This window comes from Amycolatopsis alba DSM 44262 (genome assembly GCF_000384215.1).
In the GTDB taxonomy this organism is placed as follows: domain Bacteria; phylum Actinomycetota; class Actinomycetes; order Mycobacteriales; family Pseudonocardiaceae; genus Amycolatopsis; species Amycolatopsis alba.
In genome coordinates this window covers 2,796,125-2,811,394 of record NZ_KB913032.1, presented here as the reverse complement: position 1 = coordinate 2,811,394, position 15,270 = coordinate 2,796,125, and the positions used below count along the sequence as shown (strand labels likewise).

Annotated in this window: 16 protein-coding genes; 9 read left to right on the top strand and 7 right to left on the bottom strand. The window is 68.1% G+C overall.

All coding sequences use genetic code 11. From position 1 onward, the window contains the following. The 3 genes from AMYAL_RS0113155 to AMYAL_RS0113145 are packed head-to-tail and all read right to left on the bottom strand — an operon-like array spanning position 1 to position 2,746. Positions 1-789: an ABC transporter ATP-binding protein gene (locus AMYAL_RS0113155; RefSeq protein WP_020631774.1), complete on the bottom strand. Its 789-nt coding sequence runs from the start codon at positions 787-789 to the stop codon at positions 1-3. Beyond that, on the bottom strand, positions 786-1,745 hold the full coding sequence (locus AMYAL_RS0113150) for an ABC transporter permease (RefSeq protein WP_020631773.1): 960 nt from the start codon (positions 1,743-1,745) through the stop codon (positions 786-788). Before AMYAL_RS0113150 ends, AMYAL_RS0113155 begins: the two co-directional genes overlap by 4 nt. Continuing rightward, the gene (locus tag AMYAL_RS0113145) at positions 1,742-2,746 is read right to left on the bottom strand and encodes an ABC transporter substrate-binding protein (RefSeq protein WP_026467027.1); all 1,005 of its coding nucleotides are present in this window, start codon (positions 2,744-2,746) and stop codon (positions 1,742-1,744) included. The genes AMYAL_RS0113150 and AMYAL_RS0113145 overlap by 4 nt, the downstream gene beginning before the upstream one ends. A 390-nt stretch (positions 2,747-3,136) precedes the next feature. Here AMYAL_RS0113145 and AMYAL_RS0113140 point away from each other — a divergent pair, with 390 nt between their 5' ends. From AMYAL_RS0113140 to AMYAL_RS0113120, 5 genes are all read left to right on the top strand, one after another. Next, positions 3,137-3,508 carry a hypothetical protein gene (locus AMYAL_RS0113140; RefSeq protein WP_020631771.1) on the top strand — a complete coding sequence of 124 codons (372 nt, stop codon included), beginning with the start codon at positions 3,137-3,139 and terminating at the stop codon, positions 3,506-3,508. Between the two features lie 513 nt (positions 3,509-4,021). Then, on the top strand, positions 4,022-4,717 hold the full coding sequence (pdxH, locus tag AMYAL_RS0113135; RefSeq protein ID WP_020631770.1) for a pyridoxamine 5'-phosphate oxidase: 696 nt from the start codon (positions 4,022-4,024) through the stop codon (positions 4,715-4,717). 345 nt (positions 4,718-5,062) lie between these two features. Next, complete coding sequence (locus AMYAL_RS0113130; protein ID WP_020631769.1) at positions 5,063-6,346, top strand: MFS transporter; 1,284 nt, start codon at positions 5,063-5,065, stop codon at positions 6,344-6,346. Between the two features lie 24 nt (positions 6,347-6,370). After that, positions 6,371-6,958 carry a DUF3558 domain-containing protein gene (locus tag AMYAL_RS0113125; protein WP_020631768.1) on the top strand — a complete coding sequence of 196 codons (588 nt, stop codon included), beginning with the start codon at positions 6,371-6,373 and terminating at the stop codon, positions 6,956-6,958. Between the two features lie 95 nt (positions 6,959-7,053). After that, positions 7,054-8,436 (top strand): APC family permease, encoded by a 1,383-nt coding sequence (locus AMYAL_RS0113120; RefSeq protein ID WP_020631767.1) that lies wholly within the window; start codon positions 7,054-7,056, stop codon positions 8,434-8,436. Positions 8,437-8,441: 5 nt separating this feature from the next. Here AMYAL_RS0113120 and AMYAL_RS0113115 read toward each other — a convergent pair whose 3' ends face one another. Genes AMYAL_RS0113115 through AMYAL_RS0113105 form a run of 3 tightly spaced genes read right to left on the bottom strand, consistent with a single transcriptional unit; the run spans position 8,442 to position 10,659 of the window. After that, complete coding sequence (locus AMYAL_RS0113115; RefSeq protein ID WP_020631766.1) at positions 8,442-9,269, bottom strand: MBL fold metallo-hydrolase; 828 nt, start codon at positions 9,267-9,269, stop codon at positions 8,442-8,444. Further along, positions 9,266-10,096, bottom strand: coding sequence for an MBL fold metallo-hydrolase (locus tag AMYAL_RS0113110; protein WP_020631765.1), 831 nt, complete (start codon positions 10,094-10,096; stop codon positions 9,266-9,268). The genes AMYAL_RS0113115 and AMYAL_RS0113110 overlap by 4 nt, the downstream gene beginning before the upstream one ends. Beyond that, a complete protein-coding gene (locus AMYAL_RS0113105) occupies positions 10,096-10,659 on the bottom strand; it encodes a TetR/AcrR family transcriptional regulator (RefSeq protein ID WP_020631764.1) in 564 nt (187 codons plus the stop codon). The genes AMYAL_RS0113110 and AMYAL_RS0113105 overlap by 1 nt, the downstream gene beginning before the upstream one ends. Before the next feature lie 123 nt (positions 10,660-10,782). On the opposite strand from AMYAL_RS0113105, the gene AMYAL_RS47790 reads away from it, so the two are divergent. Together AMYAL_RS47790 and AMYAL_RS0113095 are read left to right on the top strand one after the other, a co-directional pair. Next, complete coding sequence (locus AMYAL_RS47790; protein WP_020631763.1) at positions 10,783-11,499, top strand: helix-turn-helix domain-containing protein; 717 nt, start codon at positions 10,783-10,785, stop codon at positions 11,497-11,499. Further along, positions 11,496-12,275 carry a hypothetical protein gene (locus tag AMYAL_RS0113095; protein ID WP_020631762.1) on the top strand — a complete coding sequence of 260 codons (780 nt, stop codon included), beginning with the start codon at positions 11,496-11,498 and terminating at the stop codon, positions 12,273-12,275. The genes AMYAL_RS47790 and AMYAL_RS0113095 overlap by 4 nt, the downstream gene beginning before the upstream one ends. Positions 12,276-12,278: 3 nt before the next feature. On the opposite strand, the gene AMYAL_RS0113090 is transcribed toward AMYAL_RS0113095, so the two are convergent. Next, the gene (locus AMYAL_RS0113090) at positions 12,279-13,787 is read right to left on the bottom strand and encodes a fatty acyl-CoA synthetase (protein WP_020631761.1); all 1,509 of its coding nucleotides are present in this window, start codon (positions 13,785-13,787) and stop codon (positions 12,279-12,281) included. 73 nt (positions 13,788-13,860) lie between these two features. Here AMYAL_RS0113090 and AMYAL_RS0113085 point away from each other — a divergent pair, with 73 nt between their 5' ends. Both AMYAL_RS0113085 and AMYAL_RS0113080 read left to right on the top strand, forming a co-directional pair. Beyond that, on the top strand, positions 13,861-14,766 hold the full coding sequence (locus tag AMYAL_RS0113085) for an aldose 1-epimerase family protein (RefSeq protein WP_020631760.1): 906 nt from the start codon (positions 13,861-13,863) through the stop codon (positions 14,764-14,766). Next, positions 14,733-15,260: a GNAT family N-acetyltransferase gene (locus tag AMYAL_RS0113080; RefSeq protein ID WP_020631759.1), complete on the top strand. Its 528-nt coding sequence runs from the start codon at positions 14,733-14,735 to the stop codon at positions 15,258-15,260. The genes AMYAL_RS0113085 and AMYAL_RS0113080 overlap by 34 nt, the downstream gene beginning before the upstream one ends. Positions 15,261-15,270: the final 10 nt, after the last annotated feature.

Sequence of the window (15,270 nt, the reverse complement as noted above, 5' to 3'; positions counted from 1 at the left end):
TCACCTTTCTTCTCGGCTCCGCCCGAGATGTCCGCGGTGCTGTTCCCGGACGAGGTCTTCGATGGACGCGCGCAACGCGACGAACTCCGGCGCGCGTTTGACCGCGAGTTCGCGTTCGGCTGGCAGGTCGACCGCGATGTCGGCGGCCACCCGGCCCGGATCCGAGGCCAGCACCACGACCCGTCTTCCGAGGAACACGGCCTCTTCGACGTCGTGGGTCACCATCAGCACCGTCGTGCCGGTGTCGGTCCAGATCCGGCGGATCAGGACCTGCATGTCCTCTTTGGTCTGGACGTCCAGCGCGCCGAAAGGTTCGTCCAGCAGCAGCACGTCCGGCTCGCCCGCCAGCGCCCGCGCGATCGCGACCCGCTGCTTCTGTCCGCCGGAAAGCTGTTTGGGCAACGACTTCCGCAGGTGAGCGAGGCCGGTCTCCTCGAGATACCAGTCGACCCGGCGCGCGCGTTCGGCCTTGTCGATGCTCAGCAGTTCGAGTCCGAACGCGACATTGCTCTCCACCGTGCGCCACGGGTACAGCGCGCCGTGCTGGAACACCAGCCCGCGATCCGGGCCGGGCCCGGTCACGGCGTCGCCGTCGAGGGTGATGATGCCCTCGGTCGGTTCGGCGAGGCCCGCGATCAGTGACAGCAGGGTCGATTTCCCGGACCCGCTCGCGCCGACCACGCAGACGAAGTCGCCGCGCGCGATGTCGAGGTCGATCCCGTCGAGCGCGCGGGTGGTCTTGCCCCGGACCGTGTAGTCCTTGGCGACGGCCTTCAGCTGAAGCGTCATGCCGCCCACTTCCCGACGCGGGCCCGCAGGAGCCGCAGCGCGATGTCGATGACCAGTCCGAGCAGGCCGATCACGATCAGCAGCGCGAAGATCCGGTCGGTCTGGGTGAACCGCTGCGCCCGCATGATCCGCAGGCCGAGCCCGGCGGTGGCGTTGATCAGTTCGGCGACCACCACGAAGTTCCACGCGGCCGCGGCGTTGACGCGGGTCGCGTCGATCATGCCGGGCAGCGCGTGCGGGACGATCACCTTCCGCAGGACCTCACCACGCCGCGCGCCGAGCGTGTAGGACACGTCGATCAGCGAACGCGGCACCCCGCGGACGGCGTCGGCGGTCATCAGCGTGTTGAAGAAGACCGTGCCGAGGAACAGGACCGCGACCTTCGACGGTTCGCCGAGGCCGAGCCAGATCATCAGCAGCGGGATGAACGCGCTCGCCGGCAGGTAGCGCAGCATCGCGATGACCGGTTCGAACAGCGCCAGTCCCGCGTTGAACGTCCCCATCACGATGCCGAGCGGGACCGAGACGATCACGGCGAGCCCGAAGCCGAGCAGCACGCGCTGGGTGGTCGCCCAGAGATCGCTGAACAGTTCGCCGGACTCGATCATCTTCACCAGCGCGTCGAACACCGCGACCGGTGTCGGCAGGAACGTGGGCTTGATGGTGCCCAGCGCGTTCAGCGTCACCCAGATCAGCAGCGGGATCGCGAACGAGGCCACCGCCAGCGTCCACCGCCAGCGCGCCGGGATCGGTGTCCGGAGCGAGAACAGCGGGGAGGCGTTCGGTTTGAGACCGGCCCGGCGGGGCAGCGGCGACCAGTCCGGTCGCGCGCTGCCCTGACGACGGCCTTCGTGCGCTTCGGCGAGCCGCTGCTCGTCGTCGATACGCCGCGCTTCGGCCTCGTCAGCGGCGTCCGTCCGCTGAGCGGCCTGCCTCGCCGCGTCCGTGGTGCTCACTTCACCGCCTTGACGTACTGGTCGTCGAACAGCCCGTCGAAGTTGGGCCGGTTCTGGGCGAGTCCGTTGGAGATGATGAAGTCGGCGATCTTGCCCGCCTGGAAGTTCAGGTGGGCGGGAGTGACGCCGGGGGTGAAGGCGTCGAGGTTCTGCTGCTTGGTGAAGATCGTGGTGCCCGCGTCGTAGGTCTTGTACTCGTCGATCGTCACGGCGCCGCGTTTGGCCATGATCCGCACGGCTTCGTCCCGGTTCTGCTTGATCCAGTCGATCGTCTGGAACCAGGTGTTCACCAGCGCCTGGACCTCCTTCTTGCGCTCCTTCGACATCTGCTCGGAGACGACGAGGTGGTCGGGGATGGCGCCGGGGAACTCGGCGGACGTCCCGATCGCGCGGCTGCCGGGGCGCTGCAGCGCCGTCGTGGTGAACGGGGCGAACGCGGCGACGGCGTCGACCTGCCCGCCGACGAACGCGGCCGCGGCGGCGTCGGTCAGCAGCGGGACCAGCTGGATGTCCTTTTCGGTCAGTTTCGCTTCCTGCAGCGCCAGCAGCAGGAGATAGTGGTCGACGGTGCCCTGCTCGACGGCGACCTTCTTGCCCTTGAGGTCGGCGATGCCGGTGATCCCCTCACGGGCGATGATCTTGTCGTTGCCGGTCGAGTTGTCGTTGACCAGGACCACCGACAGCTTCGCGCCACCGCTGACGGAAGCGAGGGTGTCGTTGAGGGTCTGGCTGTTCGCGTCGATCGCGCCCGACGAGAGTGCGTTGATGCTCTCGGTGTAGCTGTCGAACCACTTCAGGTCGACGGTCACGCCGTTCTTCTCGAAGAGGCCCTTCTCCTGCGCCACCGCCCACGGGAACCAGCCCGGCCAAGCGCTGTAACCGATGGTGACCTTGGTGCCGGAGGCGGCCGTGCTGTCTGAGCAGGCCGAAAGGGCTGTCACGCCGGCGAGCGAAAGGGCGCACAACAACGCCGTCATGAGACGGCGGGAACGGGAAATCACAACGCACTCCTGGGGAAGGGGAGTAACTCGGGCGTGGAAAGTTCCGGCGGTTCGAGCGCAGGACTGATCGACCGGTGTCGAGCTCCCTCACGGAAGCCCGGCCGGTAATAGCGGATGGATCAGCCGCACACCCGGCCGTCCCATCCGAAACCTCTGAACACTCTGGATAGAGGTGATCACCCCGTTGCTCTCGGCGGCGATCCTATCGAGTGGCGCAAGGTCTACCTAGTGTGATCGTCAGCTCTTGCCTGATTTGCTGTCACATTCTGCTAAATCCAGCCGTTCGCCCCAAGGGGCGCAGTCTCGCCTGGTGGGCAACCGGCGCCCGGCGGGTGTACGTCCAACGGGTGTCGGGTGAAATCTTCGCCCGGCTTCGGGAGGGAGCAGAAGATGAAATTTCGTTCGGCGGCACTGTGTGTCGCGGGGGCGGCGATCGTGTCCACCTTGGCCGGTGCCGGGCAGGCGAACGCGACCAGGCCGTCCAGTCTGGTCTTGAGTCCGAACACCGTCGTCGCAGGTGGGACGGTCACCGCGGACATCTATTGCCTTCGCCCGTCGGGTGCTGGCGAGCTCGCGAAGACCCTCGCCGCGGACGGTCTCGCCGCGCCGATTCCCTTGCGGGTGGTGGGAGACGGCGGCACCGGAGGCATCGGTGTCGCGTTGCGGGGCGACGGTCCGGTCGGGACGGTGCCGGGCCGGTACACGGCGTCGTACGACTGCTGGGGCTGGATTGTCCGCGCGGAGTTCACTGTCACGAACTGACAGCGGAGCAGAAGAACGGAAGGCCGGTTTCGGGACGAATTGCCGTCACGGGCCGGCCTTCTGGCACATCCTGCGGAGATGTGTCGCGGCGGTTTCCCGGCACGGTAATTTCTGTCAAACGATAGAATTAGCCGGGCCTGGAACGGCCGTCCCCCGCGCGGGGCGCCGGAGCCCGCGTGAATGGTCGAAAGAATTGTTCTCGAGCGCGAGAAAGGCCGACAAGAAAAAAGTGAAAGTGAAGGCCGATCTTCGCCGGGCAATTTCCGTGCCGATCCGCGGACCAGGCGCGAAGTGGCGTTCACGGTCCCGGCGGGCGCCCGTCCGGCCTGTATCGATCAGGGTCCGGCAGGTGACCAGGAGGTGACGGCTTGCGGTCCAGCGGTTACACACAGATGATCGGGCAGGGGTGGCGGGTGTCACCGTTCAGTGGGTTTCGCCGCCGCCGTCTAGGCAATACCGTCGGCGGCAAAGCCGAAGTCACAGATGCCCCGACCGGGTACGGAGGTTTGGCGGATGATGCCGGAGATCAAGGACGGCGCTGCTGGCGCTGTCGGCGGTGACGACGCTGTCGTTCGCCTGCCCGGAATGAGGGTGGCCTACGAAGGGGCCGCCTTCGACGAGTCCGCGCTGGCGGAGACCTGGACCGCCCAGCTGCAGGACTGGCTGAACCAGGCCGTCTCCGCCGGGGTCGCCGAACCGAACGCGATGGTGCTCGCCACCGCCGACCCGGAAGGCAGGCCGTCCTCCCGGACCGTCCTGTGCAAGGGCCTCGACGAACGCGGCGTCGTGTTCTACACGAACTACACGTCGACCAAGAGCCACGACCTCACCGCGACGCGCTACGCGTCGATCACCTTCCCGTGGTACGCCCTGCAGCGCCAGGTCCACGTACGCGGCGAGGTGGAGAAGGTCAACGTCGCCGAGACCGCCGAATACTGGGCGTCCCGGCCGCGGGGATCGCAGCTCGGGGCCTGGGCCTCACCGCAGTCCCGCGTCGTCGACGGCCGCCGCGCCCTCGAGACCGCGCTTCACGGCATCGAGCGCCGCTTCGCCGACGTCGAGAAGATCCCCTTCCCTCCGCACTGGGGCGGGTGGCGCATCCGGCCCGACGTCGTCGAGTTCTGGCAGGGCCGCGAGGACCGCATGCACGACAGGCTCCGCTACGTCCGCACCGACGACGGCTGGCAGATCGAGCGCGTCGCGCCGTGATATTGGTCGAGCGCTGACGAAAAGCGCGCCGAAGGGGCGCCCGTGCCGCTTGCAACTCGCGTTGGGAGCGGAGGGCGCCCCTTCATCGCGTTTTCGTGGGCCTTCGGCCCGAAAGAGGGCGCTCGACGTGAAGTCTCCCGTCGCGCTGGCGCGCTTCCGGGAGACCGTTGGGTCATCTAGGGATTCGGTCCCTGAGGTTCGGTCACCAGGGCTCGGGCACTGACCGTCGGGTGTCGCGGAGGTGGCTTTCGCGACACGTTGACGGCGGCGGCCGGGCCTTCACGAGTCACTGGGTGACGTAAATCGCGCGCGGTTGGTTAGTTAGCGCGGCTAAGCTGTCTGGTTGTGAGTGACGACGTGGGGGTTGAGCAGCGCAAAGGCGTCCGCAAACTGTTCGGCTCGATCGTCGTGGACACCCGGCCGCTCAAGATCCCCGCGTTCCGCCGCCTGTGGCTGTCCACCGCGGTCACCGCCGTCGGCAGCCAGCTCACCGCCGTCGCGGTCCCGAAACAGGTCTTCGACCTCACCGGTTCGTCGGCGTACGTCGGACTCACCGGCCTGGTCGCCCTGGTCCCGCTTCTCGTCTTCGGCCTCTGGGGCGGCGCCATCGCGGACGCCGTCGACCGCCGCAAGCTCCTGCTCGTCACCAACGTCGGCGTCACCGTCACCTCGGCGGTCCTGTGGCTCCAGGCGTTCCTGAACATCGGCTCCGTCTGGCTCGTCCTGGCCCTGTTGGCGGTCAACCAGGCGTTCTTCGCGGTCAACATGCCGACCCGCAGCGCCGTCGTCGCCCGGCTGGTGCCGGACAACCTGATCGCGCCCGCGACCGCGCTGAGCAGCACGATGGCCACCTTCGGCGCGGTGTTCGGCCCGCTGCTCGCCGGTTCGCTGATCCCGATCCTCGGCCTCTCGACGCTCTACCTGATCGACGTCGTCGCGCTGACCCTGACCCTCATCGCGGTCTGGAAGCTGCCCCCGATCCCGCCGCTCGGCGAGATCACGCGCCGGGCCGGGATCCGCGACATCATCGACGGCTTCAAGTACCTGGCGACACAGAAGATCCTGCTCGCGTCCTTCCTCCTCGACATCATCGCGATGGTCGCGGGCATGCCGCGGGCATTGATCCCGGAGATGGCGGAGCGCACCTTCGGCGACCCGCCCGGCGGCGGACCGGCACTGGGCTGGCTGTACGCCGCGCTCCCGGCGGGCGCGATGCTCATCGGCCTCTTCTCCGGCTGGCTTACCAGGATCGGCAAACAGGGCGCCGGCGTGATCGTCTCGGTCTGCGTCTGGGGGGCCGCCATCATCGGATTCGGGCTGGCGAACTCGCTGTGGCTCGCCGTGTTCTTCATGGCGCTCGCCGGGGCCGCGGACATGGTCAGCGCGATCTACCGGATGTCGATCCTGCAGGTCGCCACCACCGACGAGATGCGCGGACGGCTGCAGGGCGTGTTCACCGTCGTCGTCGCGGGCGGCCCGCGGATCGCCGACCTCACCCACGGCTGGGCGGCCGCCGGGGTCGGCACCGCCGCCGCTGCCTCGGGCGGCGGGGTCCTGGTCATCGTGCTGGTCATCGGCGCGGCGCTGCTGATCCCGTCGTTCTGGCGGTACCGGGCCCCGGTCGACTGAGCCATTCGGACTATCGTCGGGTCCATGCGCAGTTCACGAGCGATCGCCGCATTCGCCGCTGTCGTCGCGACCCTTTCCGCCTGTTCGTCCGGGGACGGGAAATCGGACAACGCCGCCAAGCCGTCGAGCCAGGCGCCCGCTTCCTCCGCCGCGCCGAGTTCTTCGGCCGCTCCCGCCGGTGGCGCCGGCGGGAAGGAGCCGTGCGCGCTGCTGTCCCCCGAGGCCGTCGGCAAGGCCGTCTCCCAGCAGGGCATGACGTCGGCGCCGGGCCCGGTGAAGGACAACGTCGCCAACGGCGGCAAGTCCAAGAGCTGCGTCTACTCCGCGGGCGGCAAGGAGCTCGGCGCGCTCGCCGTGACCCGTTTCGAGGGCAAGAAGCTCAAGCCCGCCGAGATGGTCGCCGCGCTGAAGAAGGCGAAGGCGGACGCCAAGGACGTCGCCGGGATCGGCGAAGGCGCCATCTACTACGTCACCGGCGAGAACAAGACCGCGACCCTGGCCGCCGCCGAGCTCGTCGGCGGCGTTCCGGTGCTGGTCAACTACACCGGGCCCGCCGCGATGACGCAGGAGATGATGGTCCCGCTGGTGAAGACCGCAGTCGACGCGAACTGACCGGAATACCCAGAATCGCCCACCGTCAACCCGTGACGAAGAACTGACCAAATCGGACTGTCGGGCACAGACGTGATGCGGCACACTCTTGCCGCATGGCGGACACGACGACAGAACAGACCGGTCCGACCGGTCAGCCGAGCCTCAAACGGGTCATGGGTTCCAAGCTCCTGCTGTTCTTCGTGGTGGGGGACATCATCGGGACGGGCGTCTACGCGCTCACCGGGCAAGTGGCGGGACGGGTGGGCGGCGCGCTGTGGCTGCCGTTCCTGATCGCCTTCGTGGTCGCGATCATGACCGCGTTCAGCTACCTGGAGCTGGTCGGCAAGTACCCGCAGGCGGCGGGGGCCGCGCTGTACACGCACAAGGCGTTCAAGATCCGCTTCCTCACCTTCATGGTGGCGTTCGCGGTGATGTGCTCGGGGATCACGTCGGCTTCCTCCGCGGCGAAGGCCTTCGGGGACACCTATCTCGCCGAGTTCATCACCGCGCCGATGCCGCTGGTGGCGATCCTGTTCGTGATCGGGCTCGGGCTGATCAACTTCCGCGGGGTCTCCGAATCGGTGAAGACCAACGTGGTGCTGACCTGCATCGAGATCGGCGGCCTGCTGATCATCGTCGGCGTCGGCGTGTGGGCGGTGCTCAACGGCAACGGGGACGCCTCGCGGCTGGTCGAGTTCGACACCGAAAACCAGACGATGCTGGTCGCGATCACCTCGGCGACGTCGCTGGCGTTCTTCGCGATGGTCGGTTTCGAGGACTCGGTCAACATGGCCGAGGAGTGCAAGGACCCGATCCGCATCTTCCCGAAGGCGATGCTGTGGGGCATGGTCATCGCCGCGACCATCTACATCCTGGTCTCCGTGACCTCTTCGCTGCTGGTGCCCGCCGACGATCTGGAGGCGGCCAAGAGCAGCGCGCTGCTGAAGGTGCTCGATGTCGGGGCGCCCGGTTTCCCGCGCGAGGTCTTCTCCGCGATCGGTCTCTTCGCGGTCATCAACTCGGCGCTGATCAACATGCTGATGGCCAGCCGCCTGCTCTACGGAATGGCGAACCAGCGGATCATCCCGAAGCAGCTCGGTACGGTGCACCCGTTCCGCCGCAGCCCGTGGGTGGCGATCGTGTTCACCAGTGTCATCGCCATCGGCCTTGTGTCCTTTGTGGACATCAGTGTGCTCGGTGGCACGACGGCGTTGCTGCTGCTGGGGGTCTTCGCCATCGTCAACGTCGCGGTGCTGGTCCTGCGCAAGGAAAAGTCGGCGCACAGGCATTTCCGTGCGCCGACCATCGTCCCGATCCTGGCCGCGATCTTCTGCGTGTACCTGGTGACCCCGTTGTCCGGACGGCCCGCGCGCGACTACAAGGTCGCCGCGATCCTGCTCGGCGTCGGTGTCGTCCTGTGGGGGATCAACTGGCTCGTCATGCGGGCGACGCACAGCGAGGAAGACCGGCAGCCCATCGAGCCGCCGGTCGGCTGAGGGCGTCAGTCCCGTTTCAGGGACTGGTACTCCACCGGGCTGTGGGCCGAGAACACGGTGACGTCGTCGGCGTGTTCCCGGCTCAGCTCCCGCAGTCGCTCGACGTTCTCCAGCCGTGGCTTGCGCAGCGTCTGCACCATGTTCTGGAACGCGGTCATCCCCGGCGGGCAATGCGGCTTCACCGGGTCCATCTGACCGTGGAAGAAGTACGCGTCGCCCGCGTGCAGCAACCAGCCGTCACCGGTGTCGACCGCCACCCCGGTGTGGCCCTTGGTGTGTCCCGCGAGCGGCACCAGCAGGATCTCCGGTGGCAGGCCCTTGAGCTCGCGGACGGCCTGGAAGCCGAACCATTCGTCCCCGGCCTCGTCGTAGGTGCTCCACAGTGGACGGTGGGCGAACTGGTTGGCGCGGAACCGGAACTTCTCGCTTGCGTTCGCGGGTGACGTCGCCGCGTCGTGCTCCGCCGTGCGGACGTGCACGACGGCGTTCGGGAAGTCCGCGAGCCCGCCCGCGTGGTCGACGTCGAGATGGGTGCAGACGATGTGCCGCACGTCCTCCAGCTTGTGCCCGAGCGCCTCGACGTGGTGAGCGGCCGTCTCGACCTCGACCGGCTTCGCGCCCACCATCAGCGTGAACGGCGTGCCGAGCCACGCGCCGGGATTCGCGACGCCCTGGCGGCCGAACCCGGTGTCCACCAGCACGAGCCCGTCGCCGGTCTCGATCAGCAGGCAGTGCGCCACCAGTTCCGACCGGCGCAGCAGACCCGGCTGGCCGTCGAGGAACCTGCCTCCCGGCGCCCGCATCGTGCCGCAGTTCAGATGGTGGACCTTCATAGCCTGCTCCTCTGGCTGAGCCGTTCGAATGCGGTGACGTCGTGCGCGGCGAAGGCCGTCACTTCGGCACCGTTGTTACTGACAAGTTCGCGCAGCCGGCGCTGGTTGTCCAGTCGTGCCGTTTTCTCCGTCTGCATGTACGACTCGAAGAAGCCGAGTGCGAACGGGATGTGCGGCTTTTGCTCAAGTTCGCCGCCGTGGAAGACCGCGTCACCGGCGTTGAGGAGCCACCCGTCACCCGTGTCGACCGCGATGCCGGCGTGCCCGCGGGTGTGCCCGGCGAGAGGGATGATCAGCACGTCCGGGACCCCTTCGAGTTCGCGGACGGCGTCGAAACCGAACCAAGGCTCGCCGTCGGCGCGGTATGACTTCCAGATCGGGCCGTGGCTGAACTGCACCTTCCGGTAGCGGCTCGCCTCCTTGCGGTCGACCGGCTTTTCGAGCGCCTGGAGTTCGCGGGCGTGGACGTGGACCTTGGCCTGCGGGAAGTCGACGAGCCCGCCCGCGTGGTCGAGGTCGAGGTGGGTGAGCACGATGTCGCGCACGTCGGCCGGGTCGAAGCCGAGCTTGCGGATCTGCGTGGTGGCGCTGAGGTCGTCGTCGCTGTCGGGATGGACCAGCCGGACGAAACCGGCGCCGAGCCATTCGGCGGGCCGGGTGACGGTCGGCGTGCCGACTCCGGTTTCGATGAGCACGAGCCCGGTGTCGGTCTCCAGGAGCAGGCAGTGGCAGATCAGTTCCGCGCGGCGGAACAGCCCCGGCCTGCCGTCGACGAGTTTGCCGCCGACCGGCCGCATGGTTCCGCAGTTCAGGTGATGGACGCGCATCAGGACAGCTCCCGTTCGAGTGTGGCGGCCAGATGAGGGGCGATCGCGCGCAGCGGCGCGGTGTCGTGCAACGTCTTGGCCAGCAGCAAACCGCCCTCGATGGCGGCGAGGACGACTGTCGCCAGCTGGCCTGCTTTCTCGGTGTTCAGTGCTTCGGAGATGAGGGTGTGCCAGGCGGTGTAGCCGTCGGCGCAGGCCTGGCGGATCACCTCGCTGTCACCCGACGCGTCGAGCGCGACCGTCGCGAGCGGGCAACCGCGCTGGAAATCCGACTCCTCCAGCGCGTTCGCGAGCGCCTCGACGACGTTCACGATGCCGGTGACGACGTCGGGCGAGTTCGCGACGATCGTGCGGAGCTGGTCGCAGAGCCGGTCGGCGGACTGACGGATGGCCTCGGCGGCCAGCTGCTCCTTGCCGCCGGGGAAGTGGAAGTAGAGCGACCCCTTGGGCGCCCCGACGGCGGCGACGAGCTGGTTGAGCCCAGTGGCGTGGTAACCCTGATGCTGGAAGAGCTCGGCGGCGGAGTCGAGCATGCGCTGCCGGGTGTCGGTACGGCGGACCATGCGGCCGACTGTAGCCCAAACTATGACGACCGGTCTAGTAAGTCACGTTTACACAAACCCTCTGCTTCGCGAATGTTTGTGTAAACTGGGCGGTGCACTGATCGACGGATGAAGGGAGTGGCCATGGTCGACTCGGCCCAGCTGCTCCCGGTCGCGCGGGCGGCGCAGGTTCTGGACATTTCGCGAGAGCGCGTCCGCGAACTTGTACACGGTGGCAGGCTCGACGCGGTCCGGATCGGCCGTGAACTGCTGGTCGACGCCCGATCGGTCGAGCATCGGAAAAGCGTGGTGAAACCCGCCGCCGGCCGACCGCTTTCCGCGCGGATGGCCTGGGGTTTCCTGTGGTCGCTGAGCGGTCATCGTCCTTCGTGGATCTCGCCTTCCGAGAGGGTCCGGCTCAATCGATACGCACAGGAACGCGAGCCCGCCCAGTGGCCGCGCCTGCTCTCCGGCCGCGCGCGTGTGTATCGCGTGCGGATGCTGGCCGGACCGCTTGCGCGGCTACGGGAAGACCCGCAGGCTGTCGTCAGTGGCCCCGCCGCGGCTGGGCACTACGGTGCCGATTTGCTGGCGGGAAGTGCGGACGAAGAGTTCTATGTGGACGCTGTCCGGTTCGACGAACTCACGCGGTCTCGACGGCTTCGGCTGGGCAGCGCGGAGCCCAACGCGGTGATTCGTGTACCGGCGCTGTCCGATGTTCTGCGTCCGCCCGGCTCGGCAGGCTTCGCGATCCCGGCGGCCGTCGCGGCGGACCTGCTCGACGCCGGAGATGAGCGTTCTGTTGTTGCGGCACAACAACTTCTCACCCGTTTGGGCGAGGTGCCTAAGCTCGGCGGATGATCGTTTCCGTGTCGCGGCCCAGCCTGGGGACGCTGGCTTTGCCGCCGTTGCAGGGCGAGGGCGACAGTGTCGTCTGGCCCGCGATGTTCGACCTCGCCGACAGGTTGCCCGAGCCCTGGGTCATGATCGGCGGGCAGATGGTCATCTTGCACGGTCTGCTGGCCGGTCGTTCGATTCCCCGCGTGACCAAGGACATCGACCTCCTTTTCGATGTCCGGTTCACTCTCGATGCGTTCCCCCGTGCGCATGAGGTGCTCAGGAAACTGGGCTACGAGGTCGATGGCATCAGCGCCGACGGCAAGGCTCATCGCTACCTCCATCCGGAAACCGGCATGGTGGTCGACATCCTCGCGCCGGACAAACTCGGTGCCCGTGCCGCCCCGAAGCTCCGGACGCCCGCCGGGAAGATCGTGTCGATCCCCGGTGGCAAGACGGCGCTGGACGACGCGAGACCGCTCGCGGCCACCTATGCGGGAAGAACGGCGACGCTCTATCTGCCAGGGCTGGCGGCCGCTCTGGTCGTCAAGGTGAAGGCCTTGATCGACGAACCGCCAAGGCCTGGCATGCCCAGTCGTCACCTTTCCGACATCGCGTTCCTGGCTTCGCTCGTCGATGATCCTGATGAGCTTTTTCCAGGCGTGGCCCCCGCAACGCCTCGCTTCGGATGCCTTGTCGATTGCCTCGATGACCCGCGGCACCCGGACTGGCTCGCGCTCGGCAGTCCTCACGCGGGAGACGGGTTCAACGCTTGGGAGATCCTGCGCGAGACCGGGTGATCGCTAGACGCCGATCGCGGAAGCTGACCCGCCGAACTGGTGCCGTAGCTCGCGTTTGAGCAGTTTCCCGGACGCGTTCTTCGGCAGTTCGCCGACGAAATGCACCGATTTCGGCACCTTGTGCGCCGCCAGCGACTTCTTGGCGAACGCGATCAGCTCCGCTTCCCCGACGGACTCCTTCACCACGATCACCGCGGCGATCGCTTCGATCCAGCGGTCGTGCGGCAGTCCGACGACGGCGACCTCGGCGACGGCGGGATGCGCGTACAGCGCGTCCTCCACCTCGCGCGACGCGACGAGCACCCCGCCCGTGTTGACGACGTCCTTGATCCGGTCGACGACGAACAGGTAGCCCTCTTCGTCCTGTCGCACCAGATCGCCGGAGTGGAACCAGCCACCCGCGAACGCCTCCACCGACTCCTCGGGCTTGCCCCAGTATCCGGTGCACAGCTGAGGAGAGCGATAGACGACCTCGCCGAGTTCGCCCGGCGGAAGATCGTTCATGTCGGCGTCCACCACCCGCGTCTCGACGAAAAGGACCGGGCGGCCGACGGAATCCGGCCGCTCGTCGTGCTCTTCGGGGCGGAGCACCGTCGCGAGTGGACCGATCTCCGATTGCCCGAAGCAGTTGTAGAAACCGACTTCCGGCAGCCGTGAGCGCAGGGAGTTCAGCACCGGCAGGGGCATGATCGACGCGCCGTAGTACGCCTTGGTGAGACTGCCCAGTTCCGCGTCTGCGAGGCCGGGGTGGTTCGCCAGGCCCACCCAGACGGTCGGCGGGAAGAACAGGGAAGTGACGCCCTGGCGCGGAATTCGCGCGAGGATGTCACCGAGGTCGGGCGCCGCGACGAGGTGGTTGGTCGCGCCGACGGCGAGTCCGGGCATGAGGAAGACGTGCATCTGCGCCGAGTGGTACAGCGGCAGCGCGTGCAGCGGCACGTCACGGTCGCTCAGGTCGAGCGCGGCGATGCAGGACGAGTACTCGTGCACCAGGGCGCGATGGGTGAGCATCGCGCCCTTCGGCCGGGAAGTCGTCCCGGACGTGTAGAGCAGCTGGACGAGGTCATCGTCGGCGACCCCGGATTCCTCGTGCGGGACGACGGTTTCGTCCAGCGCCCAGGCGAGAACGTCCATTGTGGACACGTGATCGGTCTCGACGTGCTCGGCCAGCGAACGGTCGACGAAGGCGACGGCCGGTTCGGACTGGGTGAGCAGGTACTCCAGCTCTTCGCCCCGTGCGTTGAAGTTCACCGGCACGTGCACCAGCCCGGCCCGTGCGCAACCGAGGTACAGCAACAGGTACGCGTCGGAGTTCTTGCCGAACGCGGCGACGCGGTCACCGTGGAGAAGCCCGCGATCGAGCAGCTTGGCGGCGACGCGGCCCGCCGCGCTGTCGAGCTCCGCGTACGTCCACACGCGATCGGCGAACGTGAGCGCGACCCGGTCCGGGACGCGGCGCGCGCTCCGCTCCAGGACGCGGCCGACGGTGCTGGGGTAGCCGGGAACGGTCATCGCGGCGGTCTCCTTCGTCCGGGCGTGGCATTCCCAGCCTACGGTCCCGTCGGGCGCCGGTAACCTCGTCCGCATGGCCAATCCCACCGGAGAGCAGTTCGAGATCACCCGCGGCAACGCGCGCGCCGTCATCACCGAGATCGGTGCCGGGTTGCGCGCGTTCGAGGTCGGCGGGGTGCCGTACGTCGAGGCGTTCGCCGAGGACGAGAAGCCGCCGAAGGGCGCCGGGCAGGTGCTGCTGCCCTGGCCGAACCGCACCAAGGGCGGCCAGTGGGTCCACCAGGGTGAGAAGCAGCAGCTCGCGATCACCGAGGAGGCACGCGGCAACGCGATCCACGGCCTGACCCGGCACGAGGAATGGGAGCTCCTGGAGCACGCGGAGTCGTCGATCACCCTGGCCGTCGACGTCCCGGCGCAGGAGGGCTGGCCGGTGCCGCTGCGCGCGACGATCACCTACGAGATCTCGCCGCGCGAACTGGTCGTGACCCACGAGATCCGCAACGAGGGCGAGAGCCCGATCGGGGTCGGGCTCGGCACGCACCCGTACTTCCGCATCGGTGACGTGCCCACCGACGAGCTGACCCTGACGCTGCCCGCGAGCCGGGTCCGGCCGTACCTCGGCGACGAGCAGATGCCGTACGCCGACGAGCAGGACGTCGAGGGGACCGAGTACGACTTCCGGTCCGGCAAGGTGCTCGCGGGCGTCGACCTCGACACGGCGTTCGGCGGGCTGAGCGCCGCCGAGGACGGCAACCACCACCACGTCCTCTCGCACGGCGAGCGGGAGCTGGTGGTCTGGGCCGGACCGGACTTCCACTGGGCGCAGGTGTTCACCCCGGACGACCTGGTCGGCCGTGGCCGCGCGGTGGCGATCGAGCCGATGACCTGCCCCGCCGACGCGCTCAACACCGGCACCGACCTGATCGACCTGGAGCCGGCCTCCTCGTGGACCGGGAGCTGGGGAATCCGGGTGCGCTGACGATGTCACTGCCGTCTCTGCTCCGGCTGGAGCCCGTGGACGCCGGCGAAGTGCTCACGCTGCAGCGCGCGGCGTACGTCCCGGAGGCTCGGGCGCATCGGGACATCGACATCCCGCCGCTGCTGGAGACCTTCGAGCAGACCAAGGAGGCCCTGGGCGATCCCGCGTGTTTCGCCTGGGGCGTCAGGGAATCCGGACGGCTGGTGGCGAGCGTCCGGATCGTCGTGGACGGCGGGGCCGGTCTCGTCGGCAGGCTCATCGTGGCCCCGGACAGGCAGGGGCAGGGGCTCGGCAGCTCGTTGCTGCTCGCCGCCGAAGCGGCCACGCCGTCCTCGGTGACCGTGTTCCGCCTGTTCACCGGGGAGCGCAGCGCCGGTCCGCTGCGGATGTACCGAAAGCTCGGCTACGTCGAGACGCATCGGACGCCCGAGGAGCACTACGAGCTCGTCCACTTCGAAAAGCCCCGCGTGCGGACGGACGGCCCAGTTCGTTAGCGTGTCAAAG

Bases quoted from the DNA above. Each gene is read 5' to 3' on its own strand.
- AMYAL_RS0113155 (WP_020631774.1), bottom strand. From the start codon at position 789: ATGACGCTTCAGCTGAAGGCCGTCGCCAAGGACTACACGGTCCGGGGC.
- AMYAL_RS0113140 (WP_020631771.1), top strand. From the start codon at position 3,137: ATGAAATTTCGTTCGGCGGCACTGTGTGTCGCGGGGGCGGCGATCGTG.
- pdxH (WP_020631770.1), top strand. From the start codon at position 4,022: ATGATGCCGGAGATCAAGGACGGCGCTGCTGGCGCTGTCGGCGGTGAC.
- AMYAL_RS0113125 (WP_020631768.1), top strand. From the start codon at position 6,371: ATGCGCAGTTCACGAGCGATCGCCGCATTCGCCGCTGTCGTCGCGACC.
- AMYAL_RS0113120 (WP_020631767.1), top strand. From the start codon at position 7,054: ATGGCGGACACGACGACAGAACAGACCGGTCCGACCGGTCAGCCGAGC.
- AMYAL_RS0113115 (WP_020631766.1), bottom strand. From the start codon at position 9,269: ATGAAGGTCCACCATCTGAACTGCGGCACGATGCGGGCGCCGGGAGGC.
- AMYAL_RS0113110 (WP_020631765.1), bottom strand. From the start codon at position 10,096: ATGCGCGTCCATCACCTGAACTGCGGAACCATGCGGCCGGTCGGCGGC.
- AMYAL_RS0113105 (WP_020631764.1), bottom strand. From the start codon at position 10,659: ATGGTCCGCCGTACCGACACCCGGCAGCGCATGCTCGACTCCGCCGCC.
- AMYAL_RS47790 (WP_020631763.1), top strand. From the start codon at position 10,783: ATGGTCGACTCGGCCCAGCTGCTCCCGGTCGCGCGGGCGGCGCAGGTT.
- AMYAL_RS0113095 (WP_020631762.1), top strand. From the start codon at position 11,496: ATGATCGTTTCCGTGTCGCGGCCCAGCCTGGGGACGCTGGCTTTGCCG.
- AMYAL_RS0113090 (WP_020631761.1), bottom strand. From the start codon at position 13,787: ATGACCGTTCCCGGCTACCCCAGCACCGTCGGCCGCGTCCTGGAGCGG.
- AMYAL_RS0113085 (WP_020631760.1), top strand. From the start codon at position 13,861: ATGGCCAATCCCACCGGAGAGCAGTTCGAGATCACCCGCGGCAACGCG.